Below are 25785 nucleotides of genomic sequence, written 5' to 3'. Positions count from 1 at the left end.
TTCAACGTCCGGTCGATGCGGGCGGTTGCGGCACTTTGCTAGAAGGCTTCGCGCCGCCTATACCGAAGATTGCGCGCACGCGTTCACCACCTGCGAATGCAAGCGATGCAAGCAGCAAGAAGCCCCACGCGCAGTCACCGAAGAATTGCGACACGCCGAGCAGATTGAACAGGCTCGACAGAAACTGCAAGACGGTCGCGGCAAGAAACACGCAGACTATACGTCCATAGCCGCCAGCGGGATTCACGCCGCCCATGACCGCGATGAGGATTGCGATCAGCAAATACGAATTGCCGTAATCCCATTTCGCGCTCGACGTATGCGTCGCGCTGATGAGTCCGGCAAGCGATGCAAGCACGCCGCAAAGACCATACGTGACGATCAGCATGCGTGTGCGCGGAATGCCCGCATAAAACGCGGCCTTCGGATTCGTGCCCATGAGATACAGCCGCAGACCGAACGGCGTGCGCTTCAATATCCAACCGAGCAACAAGACGGCGGCGACGAAAATCCACAACGATATGGGTACTTGCAGGAAGGTGCCGTTACCGATGTTGGAAAGCGGATCGACATATTCCACCCGCACCGAAGCACCGTTACTCAGCACCACCGCGATACCCGTGAATAGCAGTTGCGTGCCGAGCGTGCAGAGAATGGGCGTGAGTCTCAGCTTCGCGATCACCACGCCATTTAGGATACCGCCAAGCGCACCCATTGCCACGACGATGCATACGAACACGCCGGTATAGAGCGCCGGTGAATCGTCGCCCGAGACCATTTGCGGCAGCAACATTGCCGCGACCATGCCGGACAGATTCGCGAGCCCCACTCCGGACAGATCGATCCCGCCATTGCCCGACACCATCGACAGCATGATGCCGAGTGCGAGCAGCCCGAGTTCGGGCAACTGTCCGCCCATCGACTGAAGATTGTCGATGTCGAGAAACTGTCCTTTGGAAAGCCATGTCGCGATGATCACGACCAGCAAGTTCACGCCGACCAGAAAGTTCAGCTGGCGATCGGCGAGCCACTTCGATCCCTTCATCGCACCTCGCTCCTTTCGCCGAGCACAGCGTTGATTTCATCGAGACGCGGCATCGACGGAGCGGTGCCCGCGCGTGTCACCGAAAGGCTCGCCAGCGCGCAACCGAAGCGCACGGCAGCCAGCGCCGAATCGCCGCGTGCAAGCGCCGCTGCGAAGCCGCCTGTGAAGCCATCGCCCGCGCCTGCGGTCTCGACTACACGGCCGCAGTCGAAGGCCGGCACGAGTTCGGATTTGCCGCCCGACGTATGCAGCAATGCGCCCTTTTCTCCGAGCGTGACGATCACCGCACGCGCGCCCTTCTTGAGCAAGACATCCGCTGCGCGGCGAGCGTCATCGACCGATTCGATCGCCACGCCTGTGAGCGCGGTTGCTTCCGTTTCATTGGGCGTGATGTAGTCGCAGAGCGGATAGATGTCGTCGGTGAGCGGAAGCGCTGGCGCGGGATTGAACACCGTTGTCACGCCATGCTTGCGCGCGAGTTCGAGACCACGACGCGCAGCAGGCAGCGGCTGTTCGAGTTGTGTGACGAACACGGATGCACGCGCGATATCCGCTTCGATCGCTTCGACGTCTTCGGGTCCAAGCGTGCCCGCAGCGCCGGCCGCCACGATGATCGCGTTGCCGCCCGTGTTTTCGTCGACGTAAATATGCGCGGCACCCGTGGCGATGTCGTCCAGCACGGTCGCACGCGATGCGATGCCTTCAGCCGCCCACGTTGCCTGTGCGATTTGGCCGAACGCGTCGTTGCCAATGCGCGTGCAGAAGATCACGTCGGCGCCCGCGCGCGCGGCCGCCACGGCTTGATTCGAGCCCTTGCCACCCGGACCCATTGCAAACGCCGAGCCTGCCACGGTTTCGCCAAGCAAGGGCATGCGTTGTGCACGGAACGCGAGGTCGGTGACGTAGATGCCGAGAATGACCACGCTCATCGCGCTTCTCCTTCAGACGCGTCGGCAGCGAGCTGCACGCCCTTCTTGAAGATGAAGCAGCCATAACCGCGCGCTTCGCCCGTGGCTATCACGCAATACGCATTCTTGGCGCGTTCGTAGAACGCAAAACGTTCGATCGGCGCGAAAGCCTGTGCACGCCCTTCTGCGTCGTCCACTTCGCGTTGCGCCTCGCGTTGCACGGCAGGCAAAGTAGTTGCATTGCCAACTACTTCCATGCGGCCTGCCGGATCTTCGACGAACGTATCGAGCGGCAACACCGAAAGCACGGCACGCACCGCACGCGGCGCGCTCGCGCCATCCATGCGCAGCACCTTGCCTAACACCGTTTTCCGGGCCACCGAGTCAGCGGGAAAATGAGCGTCGCAGATCACCACTTCGTCGCCATGTCCCATCGCGGCAAGCGCGTACAGGATGTCGGCATTCAATAGTGGATCGATATTCTTCAGCACAGCGTCTCCTCCATGCATGGGCGCGCTTCGTCCCGAAGTCTTCGCCCTTCAATTCTCACATGCGTACCGTCGATCAATCGCCGTACGGCACCCAGATATTCTTCACCTGCACGGCCTGCCGCAAGAACGGCAAGCCTTCGCTCGATGCATCGTGCCAGTCGAACACGCGACCGTTGTCGACGAACGTGCGTTTCAGATTACCCACCGACTCACGTTCGGCCAGCGTCGAAAGGGCCGCGCCGTGGAAGCACCAGAGCGCGTCGACATCGTCGTGCTGCGCGAGCGTTTGAGCTAGCGAGCGTACATCGCCCGTGACGATATTGAGCGCACCGCCTGGCACATCCGACGTTTCCGCGATCTGATAGAAGTCCGTCGCCATCAGCGGACACGTCTCGCTCGGCACCGCGACCACGCGATTACCCAGCGCAAGCGCAGGCGCCACCAGCGACACGAAGCCGAGCAACGGCGCTTCGTCGGGGCACACCACGCCGATCACGCCGAGCGCTTCGTGCATGGCGAGCGCCACACCGTGCAAAGGCGGCGCATGCACCGCACCGTCGAATTTGTCGGACCATGCCGCATACGTAAAGAAACGCGCAATGGATGCTTCGACTTCGCGCTTCGCATCGCGTTCGCTGGACCCGGCACGCGTGACGAGTTGCCTTGCGAACTCATCGGCGCGCGCACTGAGATTCTCGGCCATGTAATACAGCACCTGCGCGCGATTATGCGCGCTTGCGGCCGTCCACTTCGTCATGCTGCGCGCAGCGGCCACCGCGTTGCGAATGTCCTTGCGATTGCCCTCGCCCACTTCGCCGACAATCTCGCCCAACGGCGAACGCACGAGCCGCGAATAGCCGCTATCGGGCCGCGCTTGCTTGCCGCCGATAAAGAGCTTCGCCGTGCGGTCGATGGTGCTGACATTGCCCGTATCGAGCAACGCATCGGGCTGTGCCGGTGTTGCCTTCGTTTCACCGCGAACCGGCAGCTTCGCCCAGGCACGCGGTTTCAGGTACTCGTAGATGCCTTCGCGTCCACCTTCGCGACCAAAGCCCGACTCGCGATATCCGCCGAAGCCCACGGCTGCGTCGAAGAGATTGGTTGCATTGATCCACACGACGCCGCATTGCAGGCGCGGCGCAACGTCCAGCGCGCGGCTGATGTTCTCGCTCCACACGCTGGCCGCGAGACCATAGCGCGTGTTGTTGGCCAGTGCGACGGCTTCCTCGGGCGTGCGAAAACTCATCGTCACGAGCACCGGACCGAAGATCTCCTCCTGTGCAAGCGTGCTTGCAGGCGCCACGTTGGTCACGAGCGTCGGCGGAAAAAACGCGCCGCCTTCGGGCAACGTGAGACGCGACGGTTGGAAGATGGCGCAGCCTTCGCTTTCGCCCTTGGCGACGAGCGAACGAATACGTTCGAGTTGCACGTCATCGACGATAGCGCTCATGTCGATGCCTTTATCGAGCGACGTCCCGACCCGCAGCGTCTCCATGCGGCGCTTGAGCTTGTCGACGAAAGCCGCTTCGATGCCTTCCTGCACGAGCAAACGCGAACCCGCGCAGCACACTTGTCCTTGATTGAACCAGATGGCGTCGACCACGCCTTCGACCGCGCTATCGAGATCGGCATCGTCGAATACGATGAAGGGCGACTTGCCGCCCAGTTCGAGCGTGAGCGATTTTCCCGAGCCCGCCGTCGTCGCGCGAATCTGCCGACCCACTTCGGTCGATCCCGTGAACGCAATCTTCGCGACACGTGGATGCTCGACGAGCGCCGCACCCGTGCGGCCATCGCCCGTCACGACATTGAGCACGCCTGCCGGCAAGCCCGCGCGATGCGCCAGTTCGGCGAAGAGCAACGCGGTAAGCGGCGTGTATTCGGCCGGCTTGAGCACCACGCAATTGCCGAGCGCGATAGCAGGCGCGATCTTCCAAGAAAGCATCAGCAGCGGAAAATTCCACGGCACGATTTGCCCGATGACACCGAGCGGCGCCCAGTCGGCGAACTCGCGATCCTGCAACTGCGCCCAACCCGCGTGATGCAGAAAATGCCTTGAAACAAGGGGGATATCGATGTCGCGCGACTCGCGAATCGGCTTGCCGTTGTCCAGCGATTCGAGCACGGCGAAGAGCCGCGCATGTCGCTGCACCATGCGCGAAAGCGCATAGAGATGCCGCGCGCGTCCCGCACCGCCAATCGCTTGCCAGCCTTCGAGCGCGGCTTGCGCGGCTGCCACGGCAGCCGCAACATCGGCATCGGTGCCTTGCGCGATGGACGCAAGTACGCGCCCTGTCGCCGGCTCGCGCGATTCGAAACGCTCGGCGTTGTCGTCATCGCGCCATGCGCCGTTGATGAAATGACCGAAACGGCCGGCGTGTTGATCGAGCCACGCGCGCACGGCGCGATCGTCTTCCGGTGCGGGTCCGTATTCCATCGAAGAAAAATATTCGGCTACGCTCATGAGGGCTGTCTGTTGGATGCGTGATGCGTGATTCAGGCGACGGGATGGCGATTGAACGACGAATACCGTCCGCTCACGTGATGTTCGAGTTGCCGCTCGATATCGGCGAGAAGGCTCGACGCGCCGATGCGGAACAACTCCGGTTCGAGCCATTCACGCCCGAGTTCTTCCTTCATGAGGATCTGATATTCGAGCGCGGTCTTGGCCGTCGAAACGCCGCCCGCAGGCTTGAAGCCGATGGCAACGCCGGTGCGCGCCAGATATTCGCGGATCATGCGCACCATGACGAGCGAGACGTCGAGCGTGGCGTTGACGCTTTCCTTCCCCGTCGATGTCTTGATGAAATCCGCGCCGGCCATCATGCAGATCATCGATGCCTTGGCGATGTTCGACAGCGTGCGGATGTCGCCCGTGCCGAGAATCGCCTTGACGTGCGCATTGCCGCAAGCGGCGCGGAAGTCGCGCATCTCGTCGTAGAGCGCCTTCCAGTTACCGGTCAACACGTACTCACGGGTGACGACGATATCGATCTCTGCCGCGCCGTCCTTCACCGAGGCCTCTATCTCGCGCAACTTGAGTTCGTGCGGATTGAGACCAGCGGGAAAACCCGTGGAGACGGCCGCGACCGGAATGCCGCTCCCGTCCAGCGCGTTCACGGCGGCTTTGACATAGCGGTGATACACGCAAACCGCGCCTGTCCTGATCGATCCAGGCGTCATGCCGAGCGCTTCGAGCAAATCGTCTCGCACCGGGCGACGCGCCTTTGCGCAAAGACGTTCGACGCGCGCGGTGGTGTCGTCGCCGCTCAACGTGGTGAGGTCGATGCAGGTGATCGCCTTGAGCAGCCACGCGGCCTGCGCGTCCTTCTTGACTGCGCGACGCGTGCCAAGCGTGGACGCGCGGCGCAGCACGGCGGACTGATTCACGCGCAAGCCATCGAGCCACGAGAGGTCGAAGGGTACGCCAGAATTACGATCGCTCACATGCCCGGCTTGAACTTTCCCGGGCCACGCGACGACGGACTTCGTTGCAGTTTCCAGCATGAGATCGGAGTGCTGCGGTCTTGTGCGACGCACAACATGTTTTGATAGATTGATCTCATTCTAAATCACATTTGTGAAGATCGTAACATAGGGAAAGTTCGGAGGCGCTATGGGAGGATTTAGGGCATGGGGCTTGCGGACGGTTTGCTTTCTCATACGCTGGAGCCCTCATGCATATCATTTGCCACATGATGTCCTCGCTCGATGGCCGCAGCCTTACCGACGGCTGGCATCTCGACTTTGCATCGCCGTGTTATGAAGAAACCGCCGCGACCTTCAAGGCCGATGCCTGGGCGTGCGGCCGCGTCACCATGCAGGAAATCTCGCACGGCAAGGACAAGGATTATCCGCGTGGCCTCGCCAAAGGTCCTATCGAACGCACGGACCATTTCGCCAAACGCGACGCAAGCCAGTACGCAATTTCAATCGACCCTAAGGGCCGCGTGACGTGGAAGACGAACACGGCACTCGACTCGCATATCGTCGAAGTGCTCGCGGAAGATGTCGATGACGACTACCTCGCCTATCTGCAATCCATCGGCGCGTCCTACGTGTTCGGCGGAAAGAAGGATATCGAGCTCGCGCGCGTCGTGGAAACGCTTGAGCGCGAGTTGAAGATTGGCACGTTGATAGTCGAAGGCGGCGGGCATGTATCGGGCGCGTTCGTCAATGCGCAACTCGTCGATGAAGTCAGCGTGCTGATCGTGCCGCTCGTCGACGGCCGCGAGGCGCATCCCTCTTCATTCGAAGTGGCGACGGACAAATGGCAAAAGCCCGCTTATCTCAAGCTCGATTCGGCGAGGACGCTCGATAACGACATGGTGTGGCTGCGTTATAAGCGCAAGGACTAGGCTAACGCATCCACGCGCGCGAGGAACGCCAGCAATTCGCCGACAATCGCTTCGGGCGCATCTTCCTGCATGAGATGCCCCGAGCACGCCACTCGGGTGAACCGCGCGCCCGGAATGCGCGAAGCCAATTCGACGCCGCGTTTCGCTGGAATCCACTGGTCTTCCTCGCCCCAAAGAACCGTCACGGGGCAACGCAAATCGCCAAAGCGTGCTTCGATTTCATCGGTATAACGCTGGTCCATCTGCGCGATCTGTCTGTAGAAAGCCGCCTGTCCCGGTTCGCCGATCCACGGCCGCGTGTAGATGCGCAGCACGTCTTCCGAAAGCGGCCGATGCGCCGCGCCTTGCACATAAGCATCGACCATGGCCCGATGTATGTAGGGCGGCACGCCCGCGAACGCACTCTCATGCTCACGAACGTGCAGCACGAAGGGCGATCCCCACGGCGACAGCGCGACAGGGTCGATCAGCATCAAGGAACGATAAACGCAGCCGTTCAGTAGCGCGGCCCGCAACGAAGTGGCGCCACCGAAGTCGTGCGCGAGCACGTCGGGCAACGCGCCCTTCCAGTCACGCTTCCAGTGATCGAGCAATGCCGCGAGCACGCGATTCTGCACGCCGAGCGATACGTCCTGCCCCTCGCGCTTGTCCGACTCGCCGTATCCCAGAAGATCGAAGTAATGCACGCGATGCGTCCGCGCCATCACCGGCGCAATCCGCCGCCATACCTGCGATGAGAACGGCGTGCCGTGCACCATCACGAGCGGCGCGCCCTCGCCTATCGCGCCATAACGGATAGCCTGACCTTCGAAGTCGAAAACCTGGTCGAGCGGCAATGCGCCCGCTGATGAATCGCTCATGGCTCGCTGTCTGCGTTGGATGTGGTCCGACAGCATAAACCACGAACGCGAAATCGGCCGCAACTCTGTTTGCAACTCGTTTTGATGATACGAGTTGCGGCCGATTAGTTTGCTTAACGCAGATTTGTGCGCGCCAGCTCGACGATTTCGTCGCCACGGCCGCTCAAGATAGCGCGCAGCATGTAGAGACTGAAGCCCTTCGCTTGCGATAGCTCGATGGTCGGCGGCATCGCCAATTCATGCTTGGCGGTGACGACATCGACGAGCGCGGGGCCGTCGTGCGCGAAGGCATCGCGCAATGCGCCCTCCAGTTGCTCCGACTCTTCCACGCGCACCGACCATATGCCCGCGCCCTTCGCAATCTGCGAGAAGTCGGTCTTGCTGAGATCGACATTGGTGTCGAGATAACCGCCCGCCTTGAGCTCCATCGACACGAAGCCGAGCAAGCTGTTATTGAACACGACGACCTTGATCGGCAGCTTCAACTGAATGGCGCTCAAGAGATCGCCTAGCAACATGGACAAACCGCCATCGCCCGACAGTGAGACCACTTGCCGTTGCGGATGCGCCGCTTGCACGCCGAGCGACTGCGGCATTGCGTTCGCCATGGAACCGTGATTGAACGAGCCATGCAACTGACGCTTGCCGTTCATCGTGAGGTAGCGCGCGGCCCACAACGTGGGCGTGCCGACATCGACGGTAAAGATGGCATCCTCGGCGGCGATGTCATCGACCAGCTTCGTGAGATATTGCGGATGAATCGGACGGCCAGGCGCCGAAGGTGTCGCGTAGTGATCGAGATCCTTGCGTGCATCTGCATAGTGCTTGAGCGCGTTGTCGAGGAAGCGTCGTTCCGTCTTGCGCGTGAGCTTGGGCAAGAGCGCCGTGAGCGTCTCCTTGATGGTGCCGACAATACCCATGTCGAGCGGCGTGCGCTTGCCGAGCTGCGCCCCGCGCCAGTCTATCTGCACGACCTTCGCGTGCGGCGGATAGAACGGCCGATAAGGGAAGTCGCAACCGAGCAGCACGAGCGTATCGCAGGACATCATGGCGTGATAGCCCGAGCTGAAGCCGATCAAGCCCGTCATGCCGACATCGAACGGATTGTCGTATTCGATGAATTGCTTGCCGCGCAACGCATGCACGACCGGCGCTCCGAGTGTATCGGCAAGCGCGACCACTTCGTCGTGCGAGCCCGCTACACCGCTGCCGCACATGATGGTCACGGCTTCGCAGCCGTTGAGCATGGCCGCGAGTGTGTCGAGTTGCGATTCGGCTGGAACGATTGCGCTCGGTTCGCTTGCGGTCCACCGTGGTTCGACTCCGGGTCCGTCGCTCAAGGCAACATCGCCCGGCAGCACGATTACCGCGACGCCGCGTTGATCGAGCGCCGCGCGCATCGCACGTTCGAGCACGCGCGGGAACTGCGATGCGTTCGACACCAGTTCGACGAAGTGACTGCATTCCTTGAAGAGCTCTTGCGGATGCGTTTCCTGAAAGTATCCGAGGCCGATTTCCGTCGATGGAATATGCGCGGCAATGGCCAGCACGGGCTGTTGGTTACGATGACAGTCGTAAAGCCCGTTGATGAGATGCAGATTGCCGGGACCGCAACTGCCCGCGCAGACGGCGAGCTTGCCGGAAGAAGCTGCGTCCGCGCCCGCGGCAAAGGCCGCAGCTTCTTCGTGGCGAGTATGCATCCAACGGATAGACCCGACTTTATCGAGGCTGTAGGCAAGCCCGTTGAGGCTGTCGCCCGTCACGCCCCAGATGCGTTCGACGCCCGCAGCGGCAAGCGTCTTTGCCAGATAATCGGCGATGGTGCTTTTGGCCATGTTCACTCCAATGACATACAGGTTCGTTGGACGGTTGCACGTGTACTTAGACAGAAGAAATATCACAGTGCACGCTGACACGTCGTAAACCGTGCTGTCATACCAAGGGCCCGGTCCGAAGACCAGGCCCCTGGTGAAGCGTTTTCAAAGGTCGTCGAACGTTATTTCATCGACATCAGATGCGGCAGAAACTGCGGAATATGCGGGAAGAAAATGATCAGCAGTAAGTCGATCACGAGCGCGAGAATGAAAGGCAGAATCGCACGCGTCGCCTTTTCGACCGATACACCACCAATGGACGCCGCCGTGAAGAGGCAGAAGCCAATAGGTGGAAGATTGATGCCGATAGCCGAATTGATCAGCACGATCACGCCGAATACGACGGGATCGATATGCATCTGCACGACGAGCGGCAGGAACACCGGGATTATCACCGCGATACTCGAAATGGTTTCGAGCACCGTATGCGCCGCGATCAGAAACAGGTTGATGAGAATGAGCAGGATGATCGCGCTCGTCGTGATCGCAAGGAAACTGTTCGCCACATGCAAGGGAATTTGCGCTTCGATCAGATACCGGCCGAGCACGAAGGCAAGACCCAACAGGAACGACACGCGCGTCGTGTTCACCGACGTCTTGACGAGAATCTCCTTGAAATGCGAGAGCTTCAAGGTGCGGAAGATGAACGCGCTCACCAGCGTGACGTACACCGCCGCAACCACGCCTGCCTCGACCGGCGTGAAGATGCCGCCAAGAATGCCGCCCAGAATGATGATCGGCGTGAGCAAGGCCCAGAATGCTTCGCGAAACGTAGTCCACAACTTGCGTGCGCTGAACGGCTCGACCGCGCTGTAGTCGTTGCGCACGGCGGTCACGTAGTTCACGATCATGAACGAAGCGACCACTAGGAGCATCGGCAAGATACCGGCAATAAACATCGTGCCTACCGATACATTCGCCGTGTAAGCATAGACGAGCATGCTCATCGATACCGGCGAAAGCAGCCCGAGCGATCCCGCCGCCGATTGCAATGCCACCGCGAACGCACGCGAATAGCCCTTCTTCACCATGCCCGGAATCATCACGGAGCCGATCGCCGCCGTATCCGCCGTGGCCGATCCCGAGAGGTCCGCGAAGAACATGCTCGCAACAATCGTGACCTGTCCGATACCGCCACGCATGAAGCCGACGAGCGCTTGCGAAAACTCGATGATGCGTCGCGAAACGCCGCCCGAATCCATGATCGCGCCCGTGAGCATGAAGAACGGAATCGCGAGCAGACCCACGTTATTGAGGTTCGAGAAGAGCTGTTGCGGAATGACGAGCAGCGGCGTGCCATTGATCGACAACGCCAGCGTCGCCGCGATACCAATACAGATGGCCACCGGTACACCGAGGCCAAGCAGCCCTGCGCCTAGAGCGATTGCCCACATGATGTCTTTATCCTAGAGATGGTCGGACACGCCTTCGATCAAAGTGGCGTTGGTCTGCGTCTGCGGCGCGAGGTGCGACACGACGATGCGCACCAGCGAATGAAACACGAGCAACGCGCCGCACACGGGAATGGAAAGATACGGATAGACCATCGAGATGGGAATCGATGCGGCCGTCTCCGTGCCCATCAACGCGAGCATGTCCGAGCCATACGCGACGAACACGGCGCCGAGCGCGAGAATCGCGCAGTCCGTGAAGTCCTTGAGCAAGGGCGCGATCGCCGCCGGCACGCGATCGGCCAGCACGCGCACTTCGGGATGTGCGCGTAACTTGACGCCTGCCGCCGCACCCAGGCACGTGAGCCAGACGAAGAGATACGCCGCAGCTTCGTCGGACCACGAAAGCGAGTCGTGCAGCACGAAGCGGAACACGACCCCGAGACCGGCGACGATCACCGCTGCCAGCAAGAGGCAACTGCTGACGAACAGGTTCAGCTTCAGAACCATGTCGTCGATGAACATCAAGCCACGCGCGAGCTTTTCCATACGGGTTTCCTCCGGCACTTCCGGTGACAAAGGCGTCATTTGGATGCCACGGACGAGGCCTGCTTGGCCGCGTTCATCTCAGCGTAGAGCGCGGCGCCATCCGGAATCTTCGCAACGAGTTCGTCACGCGCGGACTTCGTGGCTTCGGCCCACGGCGCAGTGTCGACCATCGTCACTTGAATGCCCTTGGCCTTCATCGTCGCGAGTGCTGCGTCGTATTCGCGCTTGTACTCCTTCAGGTCGAAATCGGCGGCGACCGCGGCTGACTCTTGAAAAGCCTTCTGGTCAGCAGGCGACAGCTTGGTCCAGGCGCTCTTGCTCCTCGCGAGCACGACGGGCAGGTAGTTCACGTGCGTCACATAGAAATGCTTGGCGACGTCGGAGAACTTGTCCTGCACGAATTGCTCGGGCGATGTGTCCGCGCCATCGACGAGGCCTTGCGACAGCGCGAGGAACAACTGGTTATAGGCGAGCGGCGTGGGGTTCGCGCCGAGCGCCTTATAGCCCGCGATATAGCCGGGGCTTTGCATCACGCGCACCTTCAGGTCCTTCATGTCGGCAAGCGACGTGACCGGACGCTTGGTCGTGAAGAGATTGCGTTCGCCGACAGCAAGCCACGTGAGACCGACCATGTTGACCGGCTGCATCATGTCGAGATACTTGCGGCCGACGGGTCCTTGCAGCACCTTGTTCGCCTCATCCATGCTGCTGAAGAGATAAGGCATGTCGAAAATTTGCCATTGCTTGATCGTATTGTCGATAGGCGCTTGCGCGGAAATCATGAGTTCCTGCGTGCCGGTGCGCAACGCCTGCGCCATCTGCACTTCGCCCCCGAGTTGCGATTGGGGAAAGAGCTGAATCTCGACATGCCCGTGCGTGCGTTGCGCGACTTCCTTGGCGAAGACCTGCGCGGTCAGTTGATAGTGATTGTCCGGTGCGAGCGTATGGCCAAGCTTCATCACGACCTTGTCCTGCGCCATCGCACTGCCTGTTGCGGCGACGCACAATGCGGCGAGCACGGCGCTCATCGTTACGCGCAACGAGCGATGCGCCTTGAAAAGCGAATTCATGTTGTCTCCTTCCCACGTTCTTTCACGATATGGACACCGCCTTCTGCCTCTTCTTATGCCTCATGTGTCGTGCATGTCGAAGAGCGACGGGTTGACGCAAGTATTTGTGATCGCGTCAACGGTGCGTTAGGACCAGGCTCCAGATTTCTTGTACTTTTTAACGCTGGTTTCCATGCAAACGCGACGTGACGCTAAAAAGTCCAAAAGATCGCGCGAACCGTCCTACCGCGTGAACCAAGCGCATCTTTAAAGTGACTTCCACGTTGACGGTGTGTCGCTCGCAAGCGATACGCCGTGTTTACCCCACCTAATACACTGGTTTGTCAACATGGCCAAACGCCCGCACATGGACTGTTATGCAATCGGCGATACCGCCGATTTCGCAAAAACCGTATCCGAATACGACATCTATGGATTTGCCGGGATAGTCGGCGACTTCTACGCCGTGCATCTGAACGAGGAGTTCGCCAAGACCACGCGCTTCGAGAAGCGCATTGCGCAAGGCTGTCTCTCGGTCGGCTTTCTTTCGACAGTGATGGGCCATATGGCGGCGAAGGCGCCGAGTCCGGGCGCGGTGTCGTATCGCTATGACATCACGTTCAATGCGCCGGTGTTTATAGGCGATACGGTCACTGCGCGTCTCACGCTCGAAGAGAAGGATGAAGAGCGCAACGTGTGCGTATTCGTCGCCGATGTCACGCGGCAAGACGGCGTGGTCGTGGCATCGGGCAAGACTTACCTCAAGGTGCTGTGACACGATGCTGATGAACACTTCGCCCGTCATAGCGGAACAGCACGGCGCACTGCGTCTCCTGACGCTCAACCGCGCCGATAAACTCAATGCCTTCACGCCGGAAATGCTCGCGGCGCTCGAAGCAGGACTCGACGATGCACTCGCCGACGATGCAACGCGCGTCATCGCCATCACGGGTAGCGGTCCCAAGGCCTTCGCTGCCGGCAACGATATCGAGCGGCTGGTCACGCTCGACAGCGCGGGCGCGTATCGTGACATGGTAGCCGGGCAGCGCGCGTTGTTGCGCCTACATGAAAGCGCCAAGCCGACCATCGCAATGGTCAATGGCTTCGCGCTAGGCGGCGGTTTCGAATTGGCGCTTGCCTGCGACTTCGTGATTGCATCGACGAAAGCGAGCTTCGGGTTTCCCGAGATCACGCTCAATACCATGCCCGGCTGGGGTGGCACGCAACTCGCCGTCGCCAAGATGGGGCTCGCCTGCGCCAAGCGATTCGTGTTGAGCGGGCGGCGTCATACGGCTCAGGAATGCGCGTCGTTCGGCTTTCTGCACGAGATCGTCGAACACGATGCATTGTTCGATACAGTGCGCGAATTCGCCGAAACACTCGCCGTCTACGACCCCTTCGCAATGGAAATGGCGAAGCGCGCGCTCAATCGCGCGAACGAAATGCCCTTGTCCGCAGGACTCGACTTTGAAGCAGCGCAATATGCGGTGAATTTCACGAGTGAAGGCGCGCGCGCGGGCTTGAGGCAGTTCATGGAAAAGCGCCTTGCACGGCGCGCCTCGACCGTGACGGTGACCGAATGAGCACGATACATCGTTTGCCTCACTGGCTCGGCGAAGAGCACGCCATGATTCGTGAAGCCGTTCGCCGCTTTGCCGACAAAGAGATTGCACCGCATTCCGAGGAGCTCTGGGAGCAAGAAACCTTTCCCTACGATATCTGGCGTCAAGCCGGCGAGCTTGGTTTCACCGGCCTGCCCTATGCGGAGCAATGGGGCGGTGGCGGTGGCGACTGGCTTTCGTTTGTCATCGTGCTCGAAGAACTGGCGCGCGTGGATTGCGCGGTCGCGAACGCCTTGATGGCCAATTCGACTGTCGCGAGTCTCTTGTCGAACTACGGCACATCGACGCAAAAGGACCTTTATTTAAGGCCTATTCTCGAAGGCCGCCAGATCGGTTCGATCGGGTTGTCCGAGCCCGATGCGGGATCGGATGCGGCCAACATCGCCACACGTGCGCGCTTCGATGGCGAGCGCTGGGTCATCGATGGTGCGAAGACTTTCATCAGCAACTCGGGCACTGAACTCGGCGGGCCGGTGGTAATCGCGGCTGTGACCGGTACGCGTGCCGATGGCAAGAAAGAGATTTCGAACTTCATCGTGCCTTCGGACACTACTGGCTATCAAACGGGCCGCAAGCTGCGCAAGATCGGCTGGCGCGCTTCGATCACGCACGAGTTGTTCTTCGAAAACTGCGCGATTCCCGCAGAGAATCTGCTTGGCGAACGCGGCGCGGGTTTGCGTCAGACGCTCGCGCAGATCAGCACAGGCCGCATTTTAATCGGCGCGCTTGCGCTCGGCATCTTGCAAGGCTCGCTCGAACGGTCCGTCGAATACATGAAGACGCGCCGCGCGTTCGGCCGCGCGATAGCGGAGTTTCAAGGCCTGCAATTCAAGGTCGCCGACATGGCGACGCACGCGCATGCCGCACGTCTCATGCTTTACGACGCCGCCACATTGAAGGACAGCGGCGTGCCGTTCGACATGCAGGCATCGCAAGCCAAGCTCTTCGCCTCGGAACAGGCGATGCAAGCAGCGCATCAGGCTTTGCAGATACACGGCGGCTACGGCGTGATGGCGGAGTATCCGGTAGCGCGCGCATTCGGCGACGCCAAGGTGCTCGAGATCGTCGAAGGGACATCCGAAATACAACGCATGATCATCGCGCGTGCGGCGCTTGCCTGATAACGCGCGGACGAAGGGGGAGTTTATGCTGGAAGGCATCAAGGTACTGAGTTTCACCCATTTTCTGCAAGGGCCCGCCGCCGTGCAGATGCTCGCCGATGTCGGTGCGGATGTCATCAAGATCGAGCCACCGGGCGGCGCGTTCGAGCGAAGCTGGACCGGCGCGGACGCTTTCGTCGAAGGCGTGAGCGTGTTCTTTCTGCTGGGCAATCGCAATCAGCGCAGCATCTCGCTCGACTTGCGTGAGGAAGCCGCGCGTGAAATCGTATGGCGTCTGATCCGCGAAGCCGACGTATTGATAGAGAACTACCGCCCCGGTGTGCTCGACAAGATGAGCTTCGGCTATGCGCAAGTGCACGAGGTCAACCCGCGTCTCGTGTATTGCTCGTGCACGGGTTATGGATCGTCGGGTCCCTATCTCAAGCGCCCGGGACAAGACCTGCTATTACAAGCGATGAGCGGCATGACCATGCTTTCAGGTGAAGCCGATTCGCCGCCGACGCCTGTAGGCTCCGCTATCGTCGATCAACATGCAGCGGTGCTGGCAGCGTTTGGCGTGGTTGCTGCACTTCAGTCGCGCGAACGCACGGGTGTGGGTACGCGTGTCGAGAGCAATTTGCTGAACGCGGCACTGGATTTGCAGATCGAGCCTTTCACGTACTACATGAACAAGGGACCGCTCTGGCAGCGCACCCAGCCGCCAACGGGTAGCCGCTTTCATCCTGCGCCCTATGGCGTCTATAAAACGCTCGACGGTTATATCGCGATCTCGCTTACACCGACGCAGAAGCTCTCCAATGCGCTCGATGTCCCCGCGCTCGCCGAGTTCACGCATCCGAAAGACAACGTGCGACGTCGCGATGAAATCAATCGACTGGTCTATGACGCGTTGACCAGGCGCACGACAGAAACATGGATGCGCGTCTTCGAGGAGCACGATATCTGGTTCGCGCCGGTCAACGACTACGAGCAGGTCGAGGTCGACCCTCAAGTCGCGCATAACCAGATGATCATGTCGTTCGAACACGAAGAGGCGGGACCGATACGCGTACTTGCGCATCCGGTGCGCTATGACGGCGAGGCGCCGCCCATGCGACGGCATCCGCCGCGACAGGGCGAGCACACACGTGAGGTGCTGGCCGAACTGGGTTATGACACTACGCGGATCGACGAACTAGTCGATGCCGGCATCGCGCTGACTTCGAGGAGAAATGCATGAGCGCCCAACTACACGCTGCTCCCGCAGCACCCGAACTGCTGCGCTTCGACGATGTGGAAATCGGCCGCTCGCAGGTGGACGTCCACACCGTGGTCGAATCGGCGGTCAATGCGTTCGGTCATCTGTCGGGCGATCTGAATCCCCTGCACATGGAGCAAGCGTTTGCGGAGCGCTCACCGTTCGGAAGACGCGTCGTGCACGGCCTGTTGACGGCCTCGCTCGTCTCGGCCGCACACACGCGACTGACCGGTCCGGGCTTCGCTTATGTCGGACAAGAACTGCGTTTTCTGGGGCCAGTGTTCATCGACGACACCATCACCATCAACGTGACTGTGGTGGAGAAGAAGGACGCCAAGCGAATTCTCGTGATGGACACCATGGTTCGCAATCAACGCGGCAAGGTCGTGCTGAGCGGGCTTTCCGCGCTAAAAGAACTCAAGTTCGAATGAGACGCGTCGGGGAATCCGCCAGTTACGGGCGGCGCAAGCATTCGTTAGACTTCGATGTAGCGCCGCGAAAACGAGCGCAGCACGAATGAAGCGCCGCCCGCAGGAGACGAAAGTTGAGTACCGCATGTGGTTGCCACGTTCCGGTCATCAAGATCGAGAACTACGAATATGGCGCGCACGTCAAGTCGATGGACTTCCACTTTGCGCCGCTCGAAGTCATGAAGTCGACACTGCCTTATCCGCATCGGCATGACTTCTATCACATCGCCTGGGTGGTGACGGGCACGGGTCATCATGTCATCGACTCGGTGCGTTACGAGGTGCGTCCGCAGTCGCTGTTCTTCATGGCACCAGGCCAGATACACGACTTCGTTCTATCCCCCGATACGGTCGGCTGGTCGATCAGCTTCTCATCCGAGTTCTTTTCGTTTCGCGTGCAGAACCGGCATTCGGAAACCGAAGTGCCGGTGCACGACTTCGATCAGCTTGCCGCAGCGGTCTATCTGAACGACGCGCAAGCGCATGAAATGATGCGTCTCATCGACGGCATGATGGACGAGTATCGCTCGGAACTGCACGGCCATCAGGATGCAATCTGGGCTTATCTGCGTATCTTTTTGCTCAAGGCCGCGCGCATGAGCAGCGCGGCAGCGGTCACGGAGTCGGGCACGTCGCGTAACGTGTTGTTGTCGCGCCGCTTCAAAAGCCTTCTGGAGAAGCATTTTCGCTCGATGAACGATGCCGCCGACTATGCGCGTCTGCTCAACGTGACCGAGCGCGCGCTCAACGAAGCCACGCGCGCGGCGCTCGGCAGCACGGCTGCAAAGCTGATACGCGAACGCGTCATGCTCGAAGCCAAGCGCTTGCTGCTGCATTCCGAAGTGAACGTCGCGGAGATCGCATCGCAACTCTCTTTCGACGACCCCGCTTATTTCAGCCGGTGCTTTCGCAAGCACACAGGCCGCTCACCGATCGACTATCGCCGCAGCCTCGACAAGTTGCATATTTGAACGCGCATTCGGTATTCCATGCAGAAATGTCCAACAGATCCCGCGTTTCATCCTAACGTCGCGTGAGCATGGGTTTTTAGAATCGACGTGCGTGTTCAACGTATTCTGCAACCCACTTGCATGAGACAAGCGCGAATTAAGCGCGTCCGCTCTCGTCCACAGGAGACAAAGTGTCGAACGCTACAACCCCGCTTTCCGATATCTATTCACTCACGCAGGACCAGACACGGCTCTTTCGCGAAACGCTCGACCGCACGGCTGTAAAAGTCGCGGCCGATGAATTGAGTTTCGGTGTCGAGTTTCCGCAAGTCACGGGTCCCGATGGCGAATGGGTGCGTCTGCCCGCTTCGCTATCCGCCGGCTATGACGGCGACGCCTGGAGTCACGGCAACTGGTTCTGTGGCTTCTGGGTAGGCCTTTTGCTCACGTCGCATCTTCATACCGGCGACGCGAAATTTCTCGAATGGGCTCGTGCGCGCATGCTGCTGGTCGAACAACGCGCGGACGATCCGAACACGCATGACATCGGCTTCATCTTCGACAGCAGCGCGGTGCCCGGCCATCACATCACGGGCGATGCACGCTTTGCCGATATCGCGTTGAAGGCGGCGGACAAACTGCGCGCCCGCCTCGTCACCACGCGCGATGGCGCTTATCTCGCGTCATGGGGACCGCTCGCCGATCCGCGCGGCAGAAGTGCATCCGCAATCGATACGATGGCCAATCTCTCGCTGCTCTACTGGGCGGCGAATCATGCCGATGACGGCAGCTATCGGCATGCAGCGGACGCGCATGCCGCGATGACTGCACGCGCCTTCGTGCGTCCCGACGACTCGACGTATCACGCCGTCGAATACGATCTCGAAACGGGCGCGCGCAAACGTGGCTACACTTTTCAAGGCGCATTCGACGAGTCTGCATGGAGCCGCGGTCAGGCCTGGGCGATCTACGGGTATGCGAATTCCGCGCGCGAAACGGGCAAGCTCGCGTATATTGAACTCGCCGAGCGTCTGGCCGAATACTATCTGCGCCGTCTCGATGGCCGTCAAATTCCCCCTTGGGACTTCGACGCAACCGGCAGCGATGCCGACATCAAGGACACGGCCGCCGCCGCTATCGTCGCATCGGCTTTGCTCGAACTGGCGCGCATTCATCCATCGGCGGATGCCGCTGCAAAATGGAGCCGTCACGGAGTCGCGATGCTCGAAGCGTTGTGCCGCGATGAGTTCACCAAAGACGGCGAACACGGCCTGCTGCACAACTCCTGCTATTCGAAGCCGCACGACATTGGCGTGGATGGCGCGACCATGTTCGGCGACTTCTTCTTTGTCGAAGCCTTGTGTCGTGTCGTGCATCCGGGCAAGCTGCGCCCGCTCGACGCACCGCGCATTCCTCTAGCGTAAAGAACAATGCCGGCGACATACGCATGTCGCCGGCATTCGTTCAGCCCTTGCGGACGGCGTCGGGCAAATCGCGTCCGTGGAACTTCTTGTAGATCGCGTTGAGGTTGCCGTTCTTCTGGTTCGTGCTGACCCACTTGTCCACCCACTCTTTCAGAGCCGGTTGATCCTTGTTCATCGCAATGCCGAGATCGAAGTTCTTCTGTTCGAACTTGAGTTCGATATTGCGTGCGGGCGCACGTTTCTGCATTTCCTGAAGGTTCGACGGCGTGCTGGAGAAGATGTCGATCTGACCCGCGACCATCGACGTGATGAGCGTGGCGTCGTCTTCATAGCGCTGAATTTGCGCGCCCTTCGCTTGCTGCGTCGTCAGCGTGTCGTTGACCGTTGCACGCGTGAGCCCGATGGTCTTGCCATCGAGGTCCGCATAGTCCTTCACCTTGATGCTCTTAAGCCCACCCACGATGATGGTGATCACCGCATAGGGAATCGAGAAATCGACGACCTTTGCGCGCTCCGGCGTGATCGACAAGTCGGCGATCACGAGGTCGGCCCGCTTTGCCTGCAAGGTCGGAATGCGCGCGGCGTTAGTGATCTGCACGAGTTCGAGCTTGACGCCGAGATCTTTTGCGAGCGCGGCGGCGGTATCGACATCCGAGCCTGCGGGCTTGAGGTTCTCGTCGGCGTAGCTGAAGAGCGGCGTGCCCATTGCGATGGCAACGCGCACGACGCCGGCCTTCTTGATGTCATCGAGCTGATCGGCCATTGCGCTGTGAATGGCGCCTGCCATCATCAATGCCGCCACGCATGCGCGTGCAATGTGTTTCTGTGCTTTCAAGTGATGTCTCCGTCTTCTTGGATTGAAAAAATGCCGTTTAAAGGCCGTTGTTCAGAAACGCTCGCAATTCGGGCGTGCGTGGCGCATCGAGCATGCTGCCATCGCCCACTTCCCACACCTTGCCCTGATGCATATAGATGATGCGGTCCGCCACGCGCTTGGCGAACGCCATTTCATGCGTGACGAGCAGCATGGTCATGCCATCGGCCGCGAGGTCTTCCATGACACGCAGCACTTCTCCCGTGAGTTGCGGATCGAGCGCGGAGGTCACTTCGTCGAACAACATGACCTTGGGGTTCATCGCGAGCGATCGTGCGATCGCCACGCGTTGCTGTTGTCCGCCCGACAATTGCTCAGGATAGGCATCGGCCTTCTGTCCAAGCCCGACTTGTTCGAGCACGTTGAGCGCGACGCGTCTCGCTTCGTCACGCGATAACTTCTTCACGTGCCGCAATGCGAGCATGATGTTTTCTTCGACCGTTAGGTGCGGAAAGAGGTTATAGCTTTGAAACACGATGCCGACTTCGCGCCTCAAGAGATGCAGATCCACCTTCGGATCGTCCACGCGAATGCCGCATACCTCTATCTGCCCTTGGTCGATAGTTTCCAACCGATCGATACAGCGTAACGCCGTGCTCTTGCCGGAACCGCTCGCACCGATCACGGCGATCATCTCGCCCTTGTTGACATCGAACGAGACGCCTTTCAGCACCTGATTGGAGCCGAAGCTCTTGTAGACCTCGTCGACCTTAACGATTGCTGACATTGAGCTTATTCTCCATCGATTGGCTCCAGCGCGAAAGCGGATAGCACAGGACGAAATAGAAAGCGCCGACCAGTCCGAAGATGAGGAACGGCTGAAAGATCGAGTTGTTGATGATCTGCCCTGCGCGCGTGAGTTCGATAAAGCCGATCACGGAGGCGAGCGAAGTCATCTTGATGATCTGCACGAGAAAGCCCACCGTGGGCGGCAAGGCAAGCCGCATCGCCTGCGGGATGATGACGAGCCTCAGACTCTGCCAGCGCGACAGCGACAGGCACTCGGCGGCTTCCCATTGCGGCTTGGGCATGGCTTCGACGCAGCCGCGCCAGATGTCGCCGAGATACGCGCTCGAATAAACCATCAGCGCAAGACCCGCCGCAACGAGCGCGGGTACCTGATAGCCATACACGGATAACCCGAAGTACACGATGAAGAGCAGGATCAGCAACGGAATGCCCTGAATCGCCTCGATAAACACGATGGCTGTGCGCGCGAGCCAGAGGCGCGGCGAGATGCGCGCCAGCATGACGAGGAGTCCGCCGATACCGCCGAGCACGAGCGCAAGCATGGAGAGCACCAGCGTCCAGCCGATCGATTGCACGAGGTACACAAAATGCGATGCCGTGAATCCGCCGCTCATGCCGCACCTCCGGGAATGACGGTATCGATGCGCGGGGAGTCCGGCGGCGTCTTGCCCGCGCGTTTTGCGGCAAGACGGATGGCGCGGCGCCGCTTGAACAGATGCTCACCGACAGCCCATGCAATGAGCTTGATGATGAGCGACAGCCCGAGATAGAGCAGCGCGACGACGATATAGGTTTCAAGCGAGCGGAAGGTATCCGACTGCACGGTGTTGGCAACGGCGGTCAGTTCCTCGGCGGAGATTTGCGAAGCGATCGCCGAGGCTTGCATCATCAACAGGAACTGGCTCGTGAGCGCCGGATAGACCTTCTCGATAGAGGGCTGCAACATCACGTTCCAGCCGATGCGCCAGCGCGAAAGACCCAGGCACTCTGCTGCTTCGATCTGCCCGCGTGGCACCGATTCCAGACCCGCGCGAATGATCTCGGCGGCATAAGCGCCGATGTTGATGGTCATGGCGAGCGCAGCCGCGGCAAAGGTCGGCATGCGCAAGCCTATACTCGCCAGCCCGAAATACAGCAGGAAGATCTGCACGAGAAACGGCGTGTTGCGCACCGCCTCGATATAGATGATGCAGAGGCGCGTCAGCACCGGCACCTTCGCGCGCTTGGCAAATGCCACGAGCATGCCGAGGATAAGGCCAAAGAACACCGCCACGCACGTCATCTTGAGCGTGAGCCACGCGCCTAAAAGGAACGTCGGCCAGTACGGCAACAACGGAGCAAAGTCGAGAGAGAACATGGCGGTCGTGCCTCAGTTCGAAGGAGCGAGTCAGACACTTCTGGATGTATGACGACTGACTACGCGAGTTCGGCATTCTTCATGCCACATGCATTACACCGGATCGAAAGGACCCGTCACCGTGAACACGCCGCCCTGATACACCGCAACTGGATCGGTCGGTGCGGGCGCCGGCGTGGCTTCGACCTTGTCGCGAAACCGCTCGGACGAGTCGCGCGGCTCGAAGCCGAGTACCGACGCGTCACGGTTGTCCCACCAGGTATGCGCATTTGCCGACATGCCGAAAACGATCGTGTGTCCTACGCCCGGCGTGAACAGCGCGCGGCGCAGCAGATCATGGAAGTCGTCGTAGCTCATCCAGCTCGCCATCATGCGGCGGTCCTTGGCCTCGGGAAAAACGGAGCCGATGCGGATGCTCACCGTCTCGATGCCATAGCGGTCGAAGTACAACTGCGCCATGTCCTCGCCGAACGACTTCGACAAGCCGTAGTAGCCATCGGGACGCTTGCGCGCGCTGGCATCGATTCGTTCGTCTTGCCGATAAAAGCCTGTGACGTGATTCGAGCTCGCGAATACGATGCGCTTTACGCCGTTGAGCCGCGCCGCTTCGTAGAGGTTGAAGACGCCCTTGATGTTGGCTTCGAGGATCTCTTCGAACGGACGCTCCACCGATACGCCGCCGAGATGGACAATGGCGTCGCAATCGGCGGCGAGTGCATCGACTGCTTGACGGTCTGCCAGATCGCACGGCGCGATTTCTTCGTGAGGCGCTGCATCGCCCGACAATACGCCGGGCAGATCCGCCACTCGCACATGCTCTGCAAACTCCGCGACACGATGCCGAATGGCTTTACCGATACCGCCCGCCGCACCCGTGAGCAGCAAGCGGTCGAAGCGCAATTCGGGTTCGAGGGTGCCCTGCAACTGCAATGCGTCCGTCTGTGATTCCATGAATTTTGTCTCCTGCATGCAATGCTAGGGATTACCCTGCGCGCATTTCTTGTACGTTGTCATATCACTCTATGCCGCATATCATCATTTGCAGAATGATTTGTCAACGTGTTGAAAGACCGATTCCCAGAACCTCTGGAAAACACTAAGAGAGCGCTGTGACACTAACGCCTGAACCTTCCGTCGACGTGTTCAATGTATCCGCATCCACGGATGTCGCCGCCCCTTCTCACGGCACACGCCGCAGTCTGACCACACAGCTCGTCGATGCACTGCGCGCACAGATCGACGCGCGGGAATTGCGCGCCGGTTGCCGAATCGCGACCGAGGCGGAGATGGTGCAACGCTTCGGCGTGAGCCGCACCGTGGTGCGCGAGGCGTTATCGCGACTGCAGGCTGCGGGCCTCGTCGAGACGCGTCATGGCATCGGTACGTTCGTGTGCGAAGCAAGTACCTCGTCGCTATTGCAGCTCGACCCCGCCGACGTCGCCGGCTCCATGGATGCGCTCGCGATCCTCGAATTGCGCATTAGTCTGGAAACCGAATCGGCGGGCCTTGCTGCCATGCGTTGCGATGCCGGCAGATTAGCGACCATGCGCACGGCGCTCGCGGAGTTTGCGCACGGCGTGGGTCAGGAAGATGGCACCGTATCGCCGGACTTTCGCTTTCATCTGGAAATTGCGCATGCCACGGGAAATCGCTATTTCGTCGAGATCATGGAGCATCTTGGTTTAAGGATGTTTCCAAGGACACGGCTAACCGCGACCGCCATTCCACACGACCATTACGCCGATTATCTGGTTCGCGTGAATCGCGAGCACGAGCAGATTGCCGATGCGATCGAACGCGGCGATGCGGACTCGGCGCGCACGGCAATGCGCTTGCACTTGATCAACAGCAGGGAGAGATTGCGAAGAGCTCAGGCCACGGCGTGAATCCAGCCGCAAAATCAAAAAGGGCCGCCGAAAATTCAGGCGGCCCTTAAGCGTTTTACCTTGCCAGATTCGGCTCGGCATCGACTTCGTCGTGCGGATCGATACTCTCAAGCGCCGGGTCGTGATGCAGCAGCAATACCGCCGCGACGCCCACCATCCCCGCGCCGGCCAGGCAAAGCAGACCTGCACCAAAGCCGCCCGTGCTGTCCTTGATCCAGCCCATTGCATAGGGCCCGAAGAAGCCCGCGAGATTGCCAAGCGAGTTGATTGCGGCAATACCGCCAGCCGCCGCCGCGCCCGAAAGGAACGAAGCGGGCAAGGTCCAGATAATCGGCAGACAGCCGAAGATACCGAAGCCGGCGATGGAAAGCGCAATCATCTTTGCTACCGGATTATCCAGGCCAGCTGAAGCCGCGATACCGCCTGCCGCTACCATCAATGCAATGGCCACGTGCCAGCGACGCTCGAGCTTGCGGTCCGAGTGGCGACCCCACAGCACCATGCTGATCACACCGACCGCGTAAGGCATGGCCGTGACAAAGCCAGTCTGCAAATTCGTCAAGCCGAATGCCTTGACGATCTGCGGCAAGAAGAAGCTCAAGCCGTAATTGGTTGCGTTGGCGCCGAAGTAAATCAAGGCAATGGCAAGCACGCGCGGATTAAAGATCGCTTCCTTCACGCTAAACGCATGAACCGACTCGCGATGCGCGCGCTCATGCGCCTGACGTTCGACGAGCCACTTGCGCTCGTCTTCAGCGAGCCAATGAGCGTCGGAGGGCTTGTCGGTCAGATAGAAGAACACCACGAATGCAAGCACCAATGCGGGCAGCGCTTCGATCAGGTAAAGCCATTGCCAGCCTTGCATGCCGGCCAAGCCATCCATTTGCAGCAAGGCGCCGGAGATAGGCCCGCCGATCACGGTCGAAAGCGGAATCGCGGCCATGAAGTAGCCCACCACTCGCCCGCGATACTTAGCCGGAAACCAAAGCGTTAGCAGGAAAATAATGCCGGGGAAAAAGCCCGCTTCGGCGATGCCAAGCAAAATGCGCAAGCCATAGAACACATAAGCGTTCGACAAGCCCGTTGCTTGAGCGATGTGCGGAATCCACGCCATCAAGGCCGCAAGAATGCCCCACGTGAACATGATGCGCGCGATCCAGCGGCGTGCGCCGAAACGTTCGAGCAGCAGGTTGGAAGGGACCTCGAAGAAAAAATAGGCAATGAAAAAGATACCGGCGCCAAAGCCAAACATACTCGCCGAAAAGCCGAGCGCCTTGTTCATCTGCAAGGCGGCAAAACCGACATTGACGCGATCGAGGTAAGCGATGAAGTAACACAGAATCAGGAACGGCACGAGACGAAACATCACGCGCTTCATGGTGCGAGTTTCAAGCTCCATCTATGTCTCCTCCGAATTGAATAACCGGTAGTTGGCTGGCATACGTTGGGATACTCGCGCAGCCTACTCTTTAAGCGGAGACGACAGAAGTGGTGTTTAGCCTGCCTCACGAACTTTCGTTCGCTTTAGCGCTAAATATTTGCGCGCCATTGCGGTGCGGCGCGCATTGC

Annotated in this window: 25 protein-coding genes; 9 read left to right on the top strand and 16 right to left on the bottom strand. The window is 60.0% G+C overall.

What is annotated here, in order from left to right; translation table 11 throughout:
• Nucleotide 1 precedes the first annotated feature (1 nt).
• The 5 genes from P9292_RS38970 to deoC all read right to left on the bottom strand — a co-directional run bounded on the left by P9292_RS38970 (nt 2) and on the right by deoC (nt 5951).
• Nucleotides 2-1045, bottom strand: a complete 1044-nt coding sequence (locus tag P9292_RS38970; protein ID WP_250494051.1) for an ABC transporter permease — start codon at nt 1043-1045, stop codon at nt 2-4.
• A complete protein-coding gene (gene rbsK / locus P9292_RS38965; RefSeq protein WP_250527282.1) occupies nt 1042-1974 on the bottom strand; it encodes a ribokinase in 933 nt (310 codons plus the stop codon). Before rbsK ends, P9292_RS38970 begins: the two co-directional genes overlap by 4 nt.
• Complete coding sequence (locus P9292_RS38960; protein ID WP_244831365.1) at nt 1971-2444, bottom strand: RbsD/FucU family protein; 474 nt, start codon at nt 2442-2444, stop codon at nt 1971-1973. Before P9292_RS38960 ends, rbsK begins: the two co-directional genes overlap by 4 nt.
• Before the next feature lie 73 nt (nt 2445-2517).
• The gene (locus P9292_RS38955; protein WP_309964910.1) at nt 2518-4908 is read right to left on the bottom strand and encodes an aldehyde dehydrogenase family protein; all 2391 of its coding nucleotides are present in this window, start codon (nt 4906-4908) and stop codon (nt 2518-2520) included.
• A gap of 32 nt (nt 4909-4940) precedes the next feature.
• Complete coding sequence (gene deoC / locus P9292_RS38950) at nt 4941-5951, bottom strand: deoxyribose-phosphate aldolase (protein ID WP_309964908.1); 1011 nt, start codon at nt 5949-5951, stop codon at nt 4941-4943.
• 170 nt (nt 5952-6121) lie between these two features.
• Here deoC and P9292_RS38945 point away from each other — a divergent pair, with 170 nt between their 5' ends.
• Entirely contained in the window at nt 6122-6802 is a 681-nt protein-coding gene (locus tag P9292_RS38945; protein WP_309964906.1) for a dihydrofolate reductase family protein, read from the top strand.
• On the opposite strand, the gene P9292_RS38940 is transcribed toward P9292_RS38945, so the two are convergent.
• From P9292_RS38940 to P9292_RS38920, 5 genes are all read right to left on the bottom strand, one after another.
• Nucleotides 6799-7662, bottom strand: coding sequence for an alpha/beta fold hydrolase (locus tag P9292_RS38940; protein ID WP_244831361.1), 864 nt, complete (start codon nt 7660-7662; stop codon nt 6799-6801). The genes P9292_RS38945 and P9292_RS38940 overlap by 4 nt on opposite strands.
• Before the next feature lie 113 nt (nt 7663-7775).
• Entirely contained in the window at nt 7776-9497 is a 1722-nt protein-coding gene (poxB, locus tag P9292_RS38935) for a ubiquinone-dependent pyruvate dehydrogenase (protein WP_250510572.1), read from the bottom strand.
• Nucleotides 9498-9658: 161 nt separating this feature from the next.
• Nucleotides 9659-10930, bottom strand: a complete 1272-nt coding sequence (locus P9292_RS38930; RefSeq protein WP_244831359.1) for a TRAP transporter large permease — start codon at nt 10928-10930, stop codon at nt 9659-9661.
• 12 nt (nt 10931-10942) lie between these two features.
• Nucleotides 10943-11515, bottom strand: a complete 573-nt coding sequence (locus P9292_RS38925; RefSeq protein WP_250494045.1) for a TRAP transporter small permease — start codon at nt 11513-11515, stop codon at nt 10943-10945.
• On the bottom strand, nt 11512-12546 hold the full coding sequence (locus P9292_RS38920) for a TRAP transporter substrate-binding protein (protein ID WP_309964903.1): 1035 nt from the start codon (nt 12544-12546) through the stop codon (nt 11512-11514). Before P9292_RS38920 ends, P9292_RS38925 begins: the two co-directional genes overlap by 4 nt.
• Nucleotides 12547-12874: 328 nt before the next feature.
• Here P9292_RS38920 and P9292_RS38915 point away from each other — a divergent pair, with 328 nt between their 5' ends.
• The 7 genes from P9292_RS38915 to P9292_RS38885 all read left to right on the top strand — a co-directional run bounded on the left by P9292_RS38915 (nt 12875) and on the right by P9292_RS38885 (nt 19349).
• Nucleotides 12875-13300, top strand: a complete 426-nt coding sequence (locus P9292_RS38915; protein WP_244831356.1) for a MaoC family dehydratase — start codon at nt 12875-12877, stop codon at nt 13298-13300.
• 10 nt (nt 13301-13310) lie between these two features.
• Nucleotides 13311-14108, top strand: a complete 798-nt coding sequence (locus P9292_RS38910; protein ID WP_309964900.1) for an enoyl-CoA hydratase/isomerase family protein — start codon at nt 13311-13313, stop codon at nt 14106-14108.
• Nucleotides 14105-15268 carry an acyl-CoA dehydrogenase family protein gene (locus tag P9292_RS38905; protein WP_309964897.1) on the top strand — a complete coding sequence of 388 codons (1164 nt, stop codon included), beginning with the start codon at nt 14105-14107 and terminating at the stop codon, nt 15266-15268. Before P9292_RS38910 ends, P9292_RS38905 begins: the two co-directional genes overlap by 4 nt.
• A 25-nt stretch (nt 15269-15293) precedes the next feature.
• Nucleotides 15294-16487, top strand: coding sequence for a CoA transferase (locus tag P9292_RS38900; RefSeq protein ID WP_309964895.1), 1194 nt, complete (start codon nt 15294-15296; stop codon nt 16485-16487).
• On the top strand, nt 16484-16936 hold the full coding sequence (locus P9292_RS38895; protein WP_244831352.1) for a MaoC family dehydratase: 453 nt from the start codon (nt 16484-16486) through the stop codon (nt 16934-16936). Before P9292_RS38900 ends, P9292_RS38895 begins: the two co-directional genes overlap by 4 nt.
• A gap of 113 nt (nt 16937-17049) precedes the next feature.
• Entirely contained in the window at nt 17050-17946 is an 897-nt protein-coding gene (locus P9292_RS38890; protein WP_244831351.1) for a helix-turn-helix domain-containing protein, read from the top strand.
• A 170-nt stretch (nt 17947-18116) separates the two neighbouring features.
• Nucleotides 18117-19349 carry a glycosyl hydrolase gene (locus tag P9292_RS38885; RefSeq protein ID WP_309964893.1) on the top strand — a complete coding sequence of 411 codons (1233 nt, stop codon included), beginning with the start codon at nt 18117-18119 and terminating at the stop codon, nt 19347-19349.
• A 40-nt stretch (nt 19350-19389) separates the two neighbouring features.
• Here the strand turns inward: P9292_RS38885 and P9292_RS38880 are convergent, their stop codons facing one another.
• The 5 genes from P9292_RS38880 to P9292_RS38860 all read right to left on the bottom strand — a co-directional run bounded on the left by P9292_RS38880 (nt 19390) and on the right by P9292_RS38860 (nt 23281).
• Nucleotides 19390-20184 carry a transporter substrate-binding domain-containing protein gene (locus P9292_RS38880; RefSeq protein ID WP_244831349.1) on the bottom strand — a complete coding sequence of 265 codons (795 nt, stop codon included), beginning with the start codon at nt 20182-20184 and terminating at the stop codon, nt 19390-19392.
• 37 nt (nt 20185-20221) lie between these two features.
• Entirely contained in the window at nt 20222-20950 is a 729-nt protein-coding gene (locus P9292_RS38875) for an amino acid ABC transporter ATP-binding protein (RefSeq protein ID WP_244831348.1), read from the bottom strand.
• Nucleotides 20934-21587, bottom strand: coding sequence for an amino acid ABC transporter permease (locus P9292_RS38870; RefSeq protein ID WP_309964891.1), 654 nt, complete (start codon nt 21585-21587; stop codon nt 20934-20936). Before P9292_RS38870 ends, P9292_RS38875 begins: the two co-directional genes overlap by 17 nt.
• A complete protein-coding gene (locus P9292_RS38865) occupies nt 21584-22330 on the bottom strand; it encodes an amino acid ABC transporter permease (RefSeq protein WP_250468002.1) in 747 nt (248 codons plus the stop codon). Before P9292_RS38865 ends, P9292_RS38870 begins: the two co-directional genes overlap by 4 nt.
• A 93-nt stretch (nt 22331-22423) precedes the next feature.
• Nucleotides 22424-23281, bottom strand: a complete 858-nt coding sequence (locus tag P9292_RS38860) for an NAD(P)-dependent oxidoreductase (protein ID WP_309964889.1) — start codon at nt 23279-23281, stop codon at nt 22424-22426.
• A gap of 158 nt (nt 23282-23439) precedes the next feature.
• Between P9292_RS38860 and P9292_RS38855 the strand changes: the two genes are divergently transcribed.
• Nucleotides 23440-24216: a FadR/GntR family transcriptional regulator gene (locus P9292_RS38855; RefSeq protein WP_309964888.1), complete on the top strand. Its 777-nt coding sequence runs from the start codon at nt 23440-23442 to the stop codon at nt 24214-24216.
• A gap of 55 nt (nt 24217-24271) precedes the next feature.
• Here the strand turns inward: P9292_RS38855 and P9292_RS38850 are convergent, their stop codons facing one another.
• Entirely contained in the window at nt 24272-25615 is a 1344-nt protein-coding gene (locus P9292_RS38850) for an MFS transporter (RefSeq protein ID WP_244831343.1), read from the bottom strand.
• Nucleotides 25616-25785 lie beyond the last annotated feature (170 nt).

Source organism: Caballeronia sp. LZ001 (assembly GCF_031450875.1).
In the GTDB taxonomy this organism is placed as follows: Bacteria; Pseudomonadota; Gammaproteobacteria; order Burkholderiales; family Burkholderiaceae; genus Caballeronia.
This window is presented reverse-complemented; position numbering and strand designations above follow the sequence as displayed.

Bases quoted from the DNA above. Each gene is read 5' to 3' on its own strand.
- P9292_RS38970 (WP_250494051.1), bottom strand. From the start codon at position 1,045: ATGAAGGGATCGAAGTGGCTCGCCGATCGCCAGCTGAACTTTCTGGTC.
- rbsK (WP_250527282.1), bottom strand. From the start codon at position 1,974: ATGAGCGTGGTCATTCTCGGCATCTACGTCACCGACCTCGCGTTCCGT.
- P9292_RS38955 (WP_309964910.1), bottom strand. From the start codon at position 4,908: ATGAGCGTAGCCGAATATTTTTCTTCGATGGAATACGGACCCGCACCG.
- deoC (WP_309964908.1), bottom strand. From the start codon at position 5,951: ATGCTGGAAACTGCAACGAAGTCCGTCGTCGCGTGGCCCGGGAAAGTT.
- P9292_RS38945 (WP_309964906.1), top strand. From the start codon at position 6,122: ATGCATATCATTTGCCACATGATGTCCTCGCTCGATGGCCGCAGCCTT.
- P9292_RS38940 (WP_244831361.1), bottom strand. From the start codon at position 7,662: ATGAGCGATTCATCAGCGGGCGCATTGCCGCTCGACCAGGTTTTCGAC.
- poxB (WP_250510572.1), bottom strand. From the start codon at position 9,497: ATGGCCAAAAGCACCATCGCCGATTATCTGGCAAAGACGCTTGCCGCT.
- P9292_RS38930 (WP_244831359.1), bottom strand. From the start codon at position 10,930: ATGTGGGCAATCGCTCTAGGCGCAGGGCTGCTTGGCCTCGGTGTACCG.
- P9292_RS38925 (WP_250494045.1), bottom strand. From the start codon at position 11,515: ATGACGCCTTTGTCACCGGAAGTGCCGGAGGAAACCCGTATGGAAAAG.
- P9292_RS38920 (WP_309964903.1), bottom strand. From the start codon at position 12,546: ATGAATTCGCTTTTCAAGGCGCATCGCTCGTTGCGCGTAACGATGAGC.
- P9292_RS38915 (WP_244831356.1), top strand. From the start codon at position 12,875: ATGGCCAAACGCCCGCACATGGACTGTTATGCAATCGGCGATACCGCC.
- P9292_RS38910 (WP_309964900.1), top strand. From the start codon at position 13,311: ATGAACACTTCGCCCGTCATAGCGGAACAGCACGGCGCACTGCGTCTC.
- P9292_RS38905 (WP_309964897.1), top strand. From the start codon at position 14,105: ATGAGCACGATACATCGTTTGCCTCACTGGCTCGGCGAAGAGCACGCC.
- P9292_RS38900 (WP_309964895.1), top strand. From the start codon at position 15,294: ATGCTGGAAGGCATCAAGGTACTGAGTTTCACCCATTTTCTGCAAGGG.
- P9292_RS38895 (WP_244831352.1), top strand. From the start codon at position 16,484: ATGAGCGCCCAACTACACGCTGCTCCCGCAGCACCCGAACTGCTGCGC.
- P9292_RS38875 (WP_244831348.1), bottom strand. From the start codon at position 20,950: ATGTCAGCAATCGTTAAGGTCGACGAGGTCTACAAGAGCTTCGGCTCC.
- P9292_RS38870 (WP_309964891.1), bottom strand. From the start codon at position 21,587: ATGAGCGGCGGATTCACGGCATCGCATTTTGTGTACCTCGTGCAATCG.
- P9292_RS38865 (WP_250468002.1), bottom strand. From the start codon at position 22,330: ATGTTCTCTCTCGACTTTGCTCCGTTGTTGCCGTACTGGCCGACGTTC.
- P9292_RS38860 (WP_309964889.1), bottom strand. From the start codon at position 23,281: ATGGAATCACAGACGGACGCATTGCAGTTGCAGGGCACCCTCGAACCC.
- P9292_RS38850 (WP_244831343.1), bottom strand. From the start codon at position 25,615: ATGGAGCTTGAAACTCGCACCATGAAGCGCGTGATGTTTCGTCTCGTG.